The following is a 12,407-nucleotide window of genomic DNA, read 5'->3' on the forward strand; positions in this document are numbered from 1 at the left end:
AGCTCTGATTCAAATACAAATTCTTCTAAAATTTGTTCTACTAATTTCACAAGCTGTTGGCCTAGCTGAAGAACGCGGTCTGTTTTATCTATATGGAGACGTTCTCCTTCTTCACCATGTGCATGAGTCAGCAATTCTTTGAAGAAATCATCATGTAAGTCCTGCAATCTTTCTAGCAATTGCAATGTCTTTTCACGTACGCCATCCTGTGCGACACGGTCAATCAATGACACAAGCGTTTGGCTCTGTACTTCATAAGTCAATGCACGTTGAGCAGCGAATTCCAATAAATGACCTTCATCCAGTACAATCATCGAAACGTCAGGAAGTAAAGGCATTTGTCCTTCACGCACACGCGATTCTTTTGTCCAAATGTGTTCCATTAAAAAATCATGCGAACAAATGATCAAATCTCCAGCTTCACGGTAATTTTGTCGATGAATCGTTTGACCGCAACGGTTGCGGATATCACAAACGGCACATTGCTGAATCGGATGATAATTTACTTTTTGCCAATCCTCGTCACTGACATCCGGAAAAGCACTGCGCTCTCCGTATGGGTAAACCGATTGGAGCGACTGATGACCGTACACAAAATCAGGAATTCCATCTTCAATTTGTTCCAGGAATTCTTCATCATTCGTTTTTTGTTCGTGCTCAAGTCTCTTTAAACATAAATATTGGTCACGTGATTTCGCCAGACGGACATCAATGTTCCATCCTAGTGAATCTTGTAATTTTTGAATATCTCCTTCTTTTTTAACGAGCTGATCAATTAACGTCTCATCAGCACACGAAATCAAAGCAGGTTTTCCTGTGTATCGCGCATAGGAAATTGCCGGAAGTAAATAAGCAATCGTCTTCCCTGTTCCTACGCCAGCTTCGGCAAACAAAACATTTTTATTTTTCAAAGATTTTTCAATCTGATAGGCCATATAAATCTGCTCATCACGACATTCGAATCCTTTTTCAGGAAGTTCATCATAAAGAACGTCTCCCATCCAATCACCTAGTGATTCAAAAAAAGAGCGGTCTTTCGTTAGTGCAAATGGTAATGTTTGCTTCATAGTGATCCCCTTTCAAACGATAAGAAAACGGATAGGTTGACCTATCCGTTTTGGGTGCTATTCACGAGGTGATTTTTTACCCCAATATTGATAATAGTTTGTTTCGATAAATCCATTAAATAATTTGCGTTTCTTAGTCGCTTTACGCCCGTATAACGTTTCGAAGTCTGCCATTGATGACAACATATAAACAGACCATGTAGGGTAACTATCCATTATACGCCCCATATCATGAATCATGTCTTCGATCGTTTCTTTTTCTCCGATACGCTCACCATAAGGTGGATTTCCAATCAGAACACCGTCCAAAGACGAAGTTGTGAAATCTCTTAATTGACGCTGTTTAAAATGAATTAAATCGGCAAAGCCAGCTTCAATTGCATTGTTTTTTGCAACGTCAATCATTCGCGCATCTATATCAGAACCTGTGATATCTAATGGCTGATCATAGTTCGCTAACTCTTCAGATTCCAAGCGAACATCTTCCCATATTTTTTTTGACATCCATGGCCAGTCTTCACTAATAAAGCTACGGTTATACCCTGGAGCTAAGTTTTGACCAATCATCGCTGCCTCAATAGGAATTGTCCCAGACCCACAGAATGGATCAACAAACGGACGATTAGGATTCCATTTTGAAATATAGACCAGTGCAGCAGCCAACGTTTCTTTTAATGGAGCTTCCCCTTGATCTAAGCGATACCCTCGTTTATGTAAACCGACACCACTTGTATCAATGCTTAATTTTACTTGGTCTTTAAGTATACTAACTTCAATCTTAAATGTTGCACCGGACTCATCCAAAAAACCAATTCGTTTATGAGCCAATTTTAAACGTTCCACAATGGCCTTCTTAACAATTGCCTGACAATCGGGCACACTGAATAATTTTGATTTAACAGATTTCCCTTGAACAGGAAAAGCTGCATCTACCGGTAAATATTTTTCCCAAGGAATCGCTTTTGTTTGTTCAAATAATTGATCAAACGTGGTGGCTCTAAAGTCACCAGCTATTATTTTGACACGGTCCGCTACTCGTAGCCACATGTTGGCACGGGCAATGGCATGCTCGTCCCCTTCAAAATATATTTTTCCGTTTTCAGTCTGGGTTTCATACCCCAATTTTTTTACTTCATCTGCCACAATGGATTCTAACCCCATTGCTGATGTTGCTACTAATCGATGAGTCGTCATCATCTCATCCTTTCTTTTAACGATCATTGTTTCATTTATTTGCTTATTTATTAATAAAAGCTCTCCGAATTAGTGGAGAGCTTGTGTAGTCAAGTATACCCATTAGAAAACCCAATAAGCCATGTTTTGTTATCACGTACTCAAGCGGCTGATGCCTCGTACAAGTGAGTAGTAATCATCTATCTACAGACATTGTCTGTCCCTCAATTCGTTCAATTCCTGCATGAGAGTGCCCCTACCATAATTTGGGTTTCTCGCTCGTGGGGTTTACCTCGTTCCACCTGAAACGTTTCCGAATCAGCTCCGTCACTGTGGCACTTTCAGAGAACATAGACCATATCCGAAGACTTAGGTGTTGTTCCCGCCGTCAGCTGTAACACTGCCTTAGCTTATTTTTTGGCTAAGCACGAACACTACGGTCATCTCAGAACCGTGCGAGCATGGACTTTCCTCTACAACGTCAAGCGTTGCAGCGATTACCTGGATTATCTAAATGGTTTCTTCATTATACTTGATATTCATGTAATAAACAATCCATCCTTGGAATGTTGAATTATTCGTACAACTTACTGCCGAATACATGTTTTTCTAGATTTGAAAGTCTCTTTAAAATATCAAAGTTAGTTGTTCCTGTTGAAGGTGCAGCAACTTGACGTCTTGGCGCTTCATCCAATTCGTCTCTCAATCGTCTATTTTCAGCTTTTAGTGTTTCAATTGTTTGCATAAAAGTATTGTAATCTTGAATGACTTCATCCAAGAACTGATCTACTTCATCTTGGTGATAGCCGCGTAATCCAGTTTTAAATTCTTTTTCCAAAATGACTTCTGGCGTCAATTTCATATCCATAATACATCGTCCTTCCATTGTTCATGCATGGATTTATTATAGCATAAAGAACGTTTTGTCGTTCATTTCCTCACTCATTTTCTGTCGAAACCTGCGCTTGCCCGGGAAATAGTTTGTTTCTTGATTATTCGTTCCAAACGCTTTTTACATGCATGTGTTCTTCTCTCTTTTTGTTGTTCTTTTAAAATCGGAGTTTTTTGTATGAGGATCAATGCTTCTTCAACATGAAGTTTGGCAAGATCAAAATCTTTTTTCACGTGTTCCGCTATTTTCGCCAGCTCTTCATACGTTTTTATTTTCCAACCATCTTGTACGTATCCGAGTGCCTTTTCAAATACTTCGTAAGCAAGGTCGTATTGCTTCGTGCGTTTATATTCATAGCCTAAATAGTAAAACGCCATAGCAGCTTCATCAGTACTATATTGGGTTGTAATTTGCTCAAAAACACTTTGCCCTTTTTCAAAGTCTTTCAGATCCGAAAACCATTTTCCAATGTTCGTTGATGAGATACTAGAATCGATGTACTGCTCTTTCAAAATCAATTTTGTCGTGTGAATAAACAATGTAAGTAATGAGAGGATGTCCCATTCGTTGTGGTGTAGAACTTTTAATAAGGTCGCCGGATTCCCGCTTTTTACAGCATCCATATAAATAATCGGAGCCAGATGTCCTGGAATATCCCCAACACGTTTAAATCCAAGTTTATCTTCTTCAATTTTTGTTAGTTTGAATTGATCCAGTTCATTCCGCCAAACTCTTCTAGACCCATGAAGTAAATCGATATGTGTAGGATCTGACAGTTTAGGTAGATGCTCTCGGTTCATTGTCCATCGTGTTTGCAATTGGGGCCAATCAAAACTTTTGCCATTATACGTTACGACGGTCTGGCCAGCTTTCCATAAGCCTGACTCGTACAACATTGCCGCTTCATGGCTCGGATCCGCTAAAACATGTTGAGTCATCTCAAAATGATCTTTATTCCATATTAACTGCCCGATTAAGAATATGTAGGTACCTGTTCCTTTTAGACCTGTTGTTTCCGTATCAAAAAAAACAACATGCTGTCCATCTGTTGATATGGGGTGAACACCTTGAAAAGAATTCCACAATGCGAAAGCATCGAAAACTTCTTTTAATTGAAAATCACCGTGACAATATGTCCGGTCATAAACTATCTTTTTTTCAAAAACGATACCAAAATCATTTTCAATGATTTTCAGACCTGCCCGTTCCCACTCTTCCGTATACTTCGGTTTTTCTGGAATGACGAAAGGAACCAGCGATTGAGATTTCGTTGGCTTTTTCTTAATCAGTTTCTTCATTTGTAAGAGATTTTTTTCAAATGACATACGGATCACCAGTTGATTCTAATTGTAAATAAGCTAGAAGTTTCAACACTTCATCTTTCATTCCAACGCTTGCTTCCTGGGGTCCGATGCATGCGGGACAACCTTGATCACACGGGCACGCCTCGACATGCTGTTCGACGTGTCCAAGTAATTCAGGCCAAACGTCAAATACGCGTTCACTGATGCCAATCCCTCCTGGGTAGCTATCATAAACGAAAAATGTAGGGAGTTCAGCATGAATCGATTTCACTTGTGGTACAACATGAATATCGCGACGATCACAATGGACGAACAACGGGATGAACGATGCGATGGAAGTCGCTGCACCTGTCATGGCATCTGTGAGCATTGCATCAGTCCAGCCAGAGGGTCGATTGAAACTTAACCAACTCGATGAAGTATGCAATTCTTCCGGAGGAAGCTGGATAGGGCCTGACCCGATATTGTCATGTGTATCAAACCGAATTTTTTTGAATATGGTCGCCATCGCTAAAATCGATACATCCCCAAAAAACACAGAGCCGTGTTTAAACGTTTTTTCTTTGTCTTCACTCATCACTTTTAATTCAACTGCAAGATTTGCATCTGTAAAGTAGTCTACATCCACTTCTCTTACAAAGGCTTTCTTTTCTTCCCAGTCCAGCTTTTCCACTTGGAACTGAATGCCCTGATGCAAATAAATCGCTTCTTCATGCAATAATGTCATCGCACTGTAACGATCCATTTCTCCAATAACTTTAGTTGCAGCAGGGATGGTTTGGTCAATAATGATGACATTTTCCTGTGACGCAGAACGTAAACTGATTTCATGTGCAGGAAAACGATCACTCATCCAATGCCATTTGTCAGAGGTTCGAACCAATATTCCTTCTTCTTCCAAATAGGCAAGTAACTCTTGTATTTCAAATTCCCCGTACTGTTCAGTCGTTTTGAAAGGCAATTCAAAAGAAGCACACTTTAAATGATCCATCAATATAACTAAATTGTCTGGATGAATGCGGGCTTCTTCTGGAGATTGACCGAGTAAGAATGAAGGGTGATTCACAATATATTGATCAAGTGCAGTTGATTGCGCAACATATATTATCAAGGCCTCATCCTGTCTACGTCCTGCACGGCCCGCCTGTTGCCAAGCACTTGCAATATTCCCAGGGTAACCGGTCATGATGCAGGCTTGGAGCTGACCAATATCCACACCCAGTTCCAATGCGTTTGTACTGACTACAGTCTGAATTGTTCCATCCCGCAAACCTTTTTCAATTTGTCGCCGTTCAGAAGGTAAATACCCTCCTCGGTAGCCACGAATGGATTCATCATTTATTTTTTTCTTGGATAGTTCTTTTAAGTACGTGACAAGCATCTCAACACGTACCCTGCTTTTCGCAAATACGATGGTTTGAATCCCTTCCTTGTATAGGCGTTTAGCTAGATCTCGAACTTCGAGAATAGCGCTACGTCTGACACCAAAGGTTGGGTGAACGATTGGCGGATTATAAAAAATGAAATTTTTCTTACCCGACGGTGCACCGTTTTCATCGATCAGTGTATGAGTTTCGTTAGTTAATGATTCGGCCAGTTCTTTCGGGTTTGCAATTGTTGCCGAAGTACAAATAAAAACCGGATTACTTCCATAATATTGACAGATGCGTTTTAATCGACGCAAAACATGTGCCACGTGACTTCCAAACACGCCTTTGTATGTATGCAGCTCATCGACCACTATATACTTCAAATTTTCGAACAAGGAAACCCATTTCGTATGATGAGGTAATATACCCGAATGGAGCATATCAGGATTGGTCAAAACAATATGACCAGCCTTTCTTACTTTTGTGCGAATTGCCGGTGAAGTGTCGCCATCATAGGTGTAACTCAAAATATCTTGATTCATTTGTTCAATCAATAAATTCAAGTCGGACTTTTGGTCTTGAGCGAGCGCTTTCGTGGGAAATAAATAAAGTGCCCTTGAAGAACTGTCTTCGACGATTGATTGAAGGACAGGCAAATGATAGCAAAGGGATTTCCCCGATGCAGTGGGTGTGATGGCTGTAAAGGATTGACCCATACGCGCTATATCATAAGCAATTCTCTGATGGCTATAGAGTTGTGTAATGCCCCGTTCGTTCAGTGCCTGCTGGATGGACGGATGTAAATCTTCGGGGAAATCAGACAAGAATGCCTCTTTTTTCTCAATCGTATGCCAATGAACAATTCGTTCTCGCATGATCGGGTCTTGCTTCCATTCACTTAATATGTCATTAATTGATTGTTTCCTGATCAAGCTTTTCACCTTCTTGCTCTATGGCATGTATAAAAGTTTGCAACGTGTAACAAGTTGACTGTATAGACTGCGCAAACCTCTTTTTTCCAGTCTCTTTATAAAATGATTGAACGACATATTGATTGAAAGCTTCAATTGCCGCATCTATTTGTTGGATTCGCATATACTTCGGACGGTGATGGTTAATCCAAGAGTTGGCATTTGCTCTCCATTCAATTAGGAAAGCATGCCAATAATCGGCATGGGGCTTCACTTGTGAAAAAAAATCAGGAGATGCCTCCCTATCACGCATCTCTTGATGACGTATTAGACAGTTTTGACTTTCTTCCAAAATTAATTTAGTATGTTCGTTTAACTTCATGTTCTCAGCCCCTTTGTTACTGTTTATAGTAACAAAAAAAAGTGGTTTTAACCACTTTTTTGCGAACAGGTATTCCATTCTATCATTTGTTCCGTTTCTTTTAATGCTTTTCCTACTTGATGCCCTTTATCGATGACAGTTTGCGTTTGTGTAGATCTTTCCTGTATAAATCGTGCTTCCAAGATATGTTCAAGTAATGACAATTGTTCAATCAATTCTTCTATACGTTTCATGCTGCATCCCTCCAGTTGTTAGTGAAGTTCTCCATAACATGATGAAATCCTTTGCCAACGACAAAACTAGAAGGATTAAGCTAATACTTACAACAATTCGACACACAAACTATGAAACCTTAAAGCGCGAATCACGTCTAGTAGGGTGTGGTTATGATAAACTGGTATGCGAGGTGACGAGCATGGCATTTAACTACCCGAATGGTAAGATTTATACGCCCACAAAAAATAATTCGGAAAAACGTGCAAAGAAGGATTATACCTTCAGTAACCGGGGAAAAACCTTAGAGGATGAGATTAATGAAACAAATGACTTTTATATGCAAAAAGGTACGGCAGTCATTCATAAAAAACCTGTACCTATCCAAGTAGTAAAAGTAGAATATCCTTCCCGAAGTGCAGCTGTCATAAGAGAAGCCTATTATCGGACTGCTTCGACAACAGACTTTAATGGTGTATGGCAAGGCATTCATGTGGATTTTGAAGCGAAAGAAACGAAAAATAAAACTTCCTTCCCTTTAAAGAATATCCATGCTCATCAAATTGACCACATGCGACTGGTAACGGAACAGAAAGGTCTTACCTTTTTAATCGTTCGTTTTTCATCCATCAATCGATATTTCGTTTTACCTTATCRTCCCCTTCAAGATGCATGGGATGAAATGTGTAAAGGTGGTCGCAAATCAATTCCGTTCGAATTTTTCGAACAACATGCCTTTGAAATAGTCCCAGGAGCTTATCCTCCAATTGACTATTTGCGGGGAGTAACAAAGATGCTTTCAGAGGAATCTGTGAAGCCGTGAAAGTGAGGAGACGTTCGTGAGCGAAAAAGCTAACTCTCGTGGACAACGAAGAAAAGAATTAGAAAAACAAAAGAAATCGAAAAAAAGAAGTACAACAGGTTGGTTTAAACGTATTATTATGGCCTGTCTCATTATTGGATTGGCAGGACTGTTATTCGGTGGAGGACTCTTTGTTTATTACGCAAGCTCCGCACCAGAATTAGATGAAGAATCATTAAAGGACCCAATTTCATCTGAGTTTTATGATGTAAATGGCGATGTCTTTGCAACAATTGGATCCGAAAACCGAGATTATGTGAATTACGAAGATATCCCTAAAGAAATGGAAGCAGCCATATTGGCTACTGAAGACGCTCGTTTCTATAAACATAACGGAATTGATTTTTACCGCCTTGGTGGAGCAATTCTTGCTAACATTACAAGTGGATTTGGTTCTCAAGGTGCTAGTACTTTAACACAACAAGTGATAAAAAATTCATTTTTACAAAATGAAAAAACGTTAAAACGTAAAGCTCAAGAAGCTTATCTTGCTTATCAACTTGAACAAAAGTATGAAAAAGAAGAAATTTTTGAGATGTACTTCAACAAAGTCTTAATGTCAGGAAATATTTATGGATTTGGGACTGCATCTGAAAGCTTTTTCGGAAAAGAATTAAAAGACTTGGAGCTACACGAAATGGCGATGTTGGCCGGAATGCCTCAAAGTCCGAACAACTACAATCCTTTCAAACATCCCGAAGCCGCAGAAAAACGTCGAAATATCGTTTTACGCCTGATGGAACAGCATGGGAAAATTACAAAAGCTGAAATGGAAGAAGCACAAGCGATTCCAATAACTGAAGGTTTACTAGCTGAAGAAAATCGTAAACCTTCGAATTCTACCAAGTATCTTGCATTTTTGGATATTGTATTGAATGAACTGGCAGCTAAAAGCTCAGATGATTCTTTAGCTGATGGATTGAAAGTCTATACGACGCTTGATCCACAAGCTCAGGGTTCAGTAGAAGAGGCTTTTTCAGGAGATAACTTCCCTACTCAAGAAATGCAAGCAGGAATGACCGTATTGGATACGAAAACAGGTGCCATTGTTGCAGTAGGTGGCGGTCGTGATTATGGCCCAAGCTTCGAATTTAACTACGCGCAAGATGTTTCAAAACGTGGTATTGGTTCAACTGTTAAACCTATCCTGGATTATGGTCCTGCCATCGAATATTTGAATTGGTCTACTGGTCACACCCTGGTTGATGAAAAAATGAATTATTCAAATTCAGATCAACAAATTTACAATTTCGATAATGAATATCTGGGAGCTATGACAGCGCGTGAAGCATTGTATCGTTCTCGAAATATACCAGCTGTTAAAGCCTTCAAAGAAGTCGAAAGTGGTGACCGCAAAGAATTTGCCAATAATTTAGGCATTACTGGTGACTATCTCGATTATGAATCTGCTGCGATTGGAGCAACTACCGGAATCAACACGATTAAGTTGGCAGCGTCATATGCAGCTTTCGGGAATGACGGCATGTACTCAGACCCTTACACTATTAGTGAAATTGTTTATCGTGATGGAGAAACGAAGAAAACATTTAAACCTAAATCAAAACCAGCCATGAAAGATTCAACTGCTTTTATGGTGACCGATATGCTTCGAGATGTAGTTAGTGAGCGCAGAGGCGCATCTGGTAAAGCAGCAATCATTCCAGGCTTGGATGTTGCAGGTAAAACAGGAACCACCAACTATACATCCAAAGAATTTAATGATTATAATTTGCCTGAAGGCTCAGCTCCGGATATTTGGTTTGCTGGTTATACGACAAATTATTCAATCGCCGTTTGGACTGGTTATAAAGAACGTAAACAAGCAATCAATACAGCCGATTCAACTGAACGCACTTTCGCCCAAAGATTGTTTAAAGATGTTATGACAGATATATCTGCAGACAAAGATACACCACGCTTTAAACGACCAAATTCAGTTGTAGAAGCAACTGTTGAAGTGGGCACTTCCCCTCTTCGTCTTGCAAGTGAATTTACACCGGACAACTTGAAACGAACAGAATTATTTGTTCGTGGAACTGAACCAACTAAAGTTTCCGAGGAATATGAACAAATTGAAGTGGATGCACCATCAAATTTCAAAGCTGAATACAGTGAAGGCGATCAATCAGCTACATTATCCTGGAAGCACAAAGCACCAAAACGTGATAAAGACAAAGTGGATGTAGCATTTGAAGTTTCGTTTGCAGTGGATGGAGGCACTCCTTCTGTTCTACAAACCACTAGCCAGGAAGGCTTGATTGTCACAGGCATTACTCCAGGCAGTACCTATACATTTACTGTAGTGGCAATAGCAGAAGGAGTACGAAGCGAACCAGCTAGTACAACACTTGAAATTGATGCTGTTGAAGTACCTGAACCGGAAATTCCTGGTGAAGGTGAAGGGAATGGCAATGGTAACGGGAACGGAAATGGTAATGGTAATGGCGGGTCAGATGGCGATGGAACGACACCTCCACCTGAAGACGGGACGACACCACCTGTCGATGGGACAACGCCACCTCCTGAAGGTGAAACTCCCCCACCGCCAGAAGGTGGGGGCGATGACGGATCAACTGAAGGTGCCGCAAACAGTACAGAAAATAAGACTGAAGCGAGAACCGCCTCAATATCGAATTCTGATTCCTCAATAAGTCCATAATATAAAAAAAGAAGCAGATCCTTTTTAAGGATCTGCTTCTTTTTAGTTGGATTTTATGCGCAATCGAGCAATTTTCTTAATTGTTTCATCGAATAACTCATTTAACTGACTAGAAGCTACATAGCGATTCGAATTCGTAATGATAAATATATATCGTTCTTTCCCGTTTAGAGGAAGGATTTCGTAGTCTTGAATCTCATCAGGCTTAAAACTTGTTGATTCTGATACTTGAACCAATAAATCTTCATATAGCTTAATGCCTAAAAGCATCTGCTCATGAACACCCTTATTTTTCAGTTTAAAAGCATCTTGTATCATTTCTTTTAAAGTCGACCATTGACTTAGAATGCCGCTAAGATGTTCTTTTTGTGCATGTTTGGCATCAAATCGAATCAAATTTCTACCAATCCTTTGTTTAGCCGTTTTTTCCCTTCCCGACACAAGGACAACAGTGGACAAACTGGACATTGGGGATTTTGTGCTTTGCAATGATAACGACCGAAGAAAATGAGTTGGTGATGTGTTCTTGACCACTTGTCCATAGGCGTCTTTTTCATGATTGTTTCTTCAACTTGCAGAACCGAATCTTTCCAGCGACAGAGACCCAGACGTTTTGTCACTCGCTCCACATGTGTATCCACTGCCAATGCAGGGATATCAAACGCAACTGAAACGACAACATTTGCTGTTTTACGACCCACTCCAGGAAGTGTGGTTAACAAATCACGATTGGCAGGAACTTCACCATCAAATTGTTCAAGCAGCATTCGACTCAAAGCTTGTATGTTTTTTGCTTTGTTACGAAACAATCCAATTGAACGTATATCATCCTGTAGTTCTTCCAGTGGCACACTTAAATAATCTTCCGGGGTTTGATACTTTGCGAATAAAGCCGGGGTCACTTTATTTACGAGTACATCCGTACATTGTGCAGAAAGCAATGTGGCGATTGTCAGCTCAAATGGATTGGCGTGAACGAGCTCACAATGAGCATCAGGGAACATTCTATCCATTTCTGATAAACAATACTCCCATTGACCTTTTGTCAGCATATTTTCACTTCCCTACTCTCGCTCTTCTAACCAATTATAGAATGGTACTTTATTTGATTTTTGCGGTTGCGTTGGTGGCGATGTTCTTTCCGGAACTGTGCGGAATTGACTTGCTTGTTTTTCAACATCCTGCATAGTTTTGACATTTTTCTTTTTCCACTCAAACAAAATGCGATCGATGTAGCGTAAGCTCATTTTTTGTGCAAGTACAGCTTCTTTCAATGCTGCTCGAATCAACTCGGGTGATTGCTGATCTTGATCCATCCACATTGCAATAGTTTCACTTTCCATAGGGGAAAGGAAACGCCCGAATTCTTGTTCGAACAATCGGAAAATCTCGCCTTCTTGTTCTTTTTGAGTCATTACTTTCTGTGAAGTTTTTTCTTCCAGAACTGTGTCAATCAACCGATTCCATAATGAGTGAAACGAAAAGGCTTCAATCAATACTCCTTTATCATCATATCTTTGTTGTATCGATAAATACCCTTTTTGGAACAATCTTTGCATATGTCGACTTACTTG

12 protein-coding genes and 1 other RNA gene are annotated in these 12,407 nt (G+C 39.9%); 2 read left to right on the forward strand and 11 right to left on the reverse strand.

Features of this window, described 5'->3' with window-relative positions; translation table 11 throughout:
- The 8 genes from AC1DSL_RS13205 to AC1DSL_RS13240 form a co-directional block, all read right to left on the reverse strand.
- Positions 1 to 1,067 (reverse strand): ATP-dependent DNA helicase (locus AC1DSL_RS13205; RefSeq protein ID WP_477532517.1); only part of this gene is annotated, 1,067 nt, incomplete at its 3' end.
- A gap of 57 nt (positions 1,068 to 1,124) precedes the next feature.
- On the reverse strand, positions 1,125 to 2,261 hold the full coding sequence (locus AC1DSL_RS13210) for a THUMP domain-containing class I SAM-dependent RNA methyltransferase (RefSeq protein ID WP_477532525.1): 1,137 nt from the start codon (positions 2,259 to 2,261) through the stop codon (positions 1,125 to 1,127).
- Positions 2,262 to 2,371: 110 nt separating this feature from the next.
- Positions 2,372 to 2,749: RNase P RNA component class B (gene rnpB, locus AC1DSL_RS13215), an RNA gene on the reverse strand.
- 65 nt (positions 2,750 to 2,814) lie between these two features.
- On the reverse strand, positions 2,815 to 3,108 hold the full coding sequence (gpsB, locus tag AC1DSL_RS13220) for a cell division regulator GpsB (RefSeq protein WP_016427374.1): 294 nt from the start codon (positions 3,106 to 3,108) through the stop codon (positions 2,815 to 2,817).
- Positions 3,109 to 3,182: 74 nt separating this feature from the next.
- Positions 3,183 to 4,457, reverse strand: a complete 1,275-nt coding sequence (locus AC1DSL_RS13225; protein WP_477532518.1) for a ribonuclease H-like domain-containing protein — start codon at positions 4,455 to 4,457, stop codon at positions 3,183 to 3,185.
- Positions 4,447 to 6,738, reverse strand: a complete 2,292-nt coding sequence (locus tag AC1DSL_RS13230; protein ID WP_477532519.1) for a DEAD/DEAH box helicase — start codon at positions 6,736 to 6,738, stop codon at positions 4,447 to 4,449. The genes AC1DSL_RS13225 and AC1DSL_RS13230 overlap by 11 nt, the downstream gene beginning before the upstream one ends.
- Positions 6,716 to 7,099, reverse strand: coding sequence for a DUF1798 family protein (locus AC1DSL_RS13235; protein WP_036659368.1), 384 nt, complete (start codon positions 7,097 to 7,099; stop codon positions 6,716 to 6,718). Before AC1DSL_RS13235 ends, AC1DSL_RS13230 begins: the two co-directional genes overlap by 23 nt.
- 47 nt (positions 7,100 to 7,146) lie before the next feature.
- The gene (locus AC1DSL_RS13240) at positions 7,147 to 7,332 is read right to left on the reverse strand and encodes a hypothetical protein (protein WP_016427378.1); all 186 of its coding nucleotides are present in this window, start codon (positions 7,330 to 7,332) and stop codon (positions 7,147 to 7,149) included.
- A 182-nt stretch (positions 7,333 to 7,514) separates the two neighbouring features.
- On the opposite strand from AC1DSL_RS13240, the gene recU reads away from it, so the two are divergent.
- Together recU and AC1DSL_RS13250 are read left to right on the forward strand one after the other, a co-directional pair.
- Positions 7,515 to 8,135, forward strand: a complete 621-nt coding sequence (recU, locus tag AC1DSL_RS13245; RefSeq protein ID WP_477532520.1) for a Holliday junction resolvase RecU — start codon at positions 7,515 to 7,517, stop codon at positions 8,133 to 8,135.
- 16 nt (positions 8,136 to 8,151) lie between these two features.
- The gene (locus tag AC1DSL_RS13250; protein WP_477532521.1) at positions 8,152 to 10,833 is read left to right on the forward strand and encodes a PBP1A family penicillin-binding protein; all 2,682 of its coding nucleotides are present in this window, start codon (positions 8,152 to 8,154) and stop codon (positions 10,831 to 10,833) included.
- A gap of 42 nt (positions 10,834 to 10,875) precedes the next feature.
- Here the strand turns inward: AC1DSL_RS13250 and AC1DSL_RS13255 are convergent, their stop codons facing one another.
- From AC1DSL_RS13255 to AC1DSL_RS13265, 3 genes are all read right to left on the reverse strand, one after another.
- On the reverse strand, positions 10,876 to 11,229 hold the full coding sequence (locus tag AC1DSL_RS13255) for a YpoC family protein (protein ID WP_477532522.1): 354 nt from the start codon (positions 11,227 to 11,229) through the stop codon (positions 10,876 to 10,878).
- Complete coding sequence (nth, locus tag AC1DSL_RS13260; protein ID WP_477532523.1) at positions 11,226 to 11,885, reverse strand: endonuclease III; 660 nt, start codon at positions 11,883 to 11,885, stop codon at positions 11,226 to 11,228. Before nth ends, AC1DSL_RS13255 begins: the two co-directional genes overlap by 4 nt.
- 12 nt (positions 11,886 to 11,897) lie before the next feature.
- Positions 11,898 to 12,407: DnaD domain-containing protein (locus AC1DSL_RS13265; protein WP_477532524.1), on the reverse strand; the 510-nt coding region annotated here is incomplete at its 5' end.

The sequence above is a fragment of the Paenisporosarcina sp. P4_D4 genome (genome assembly GCF_056401835.1).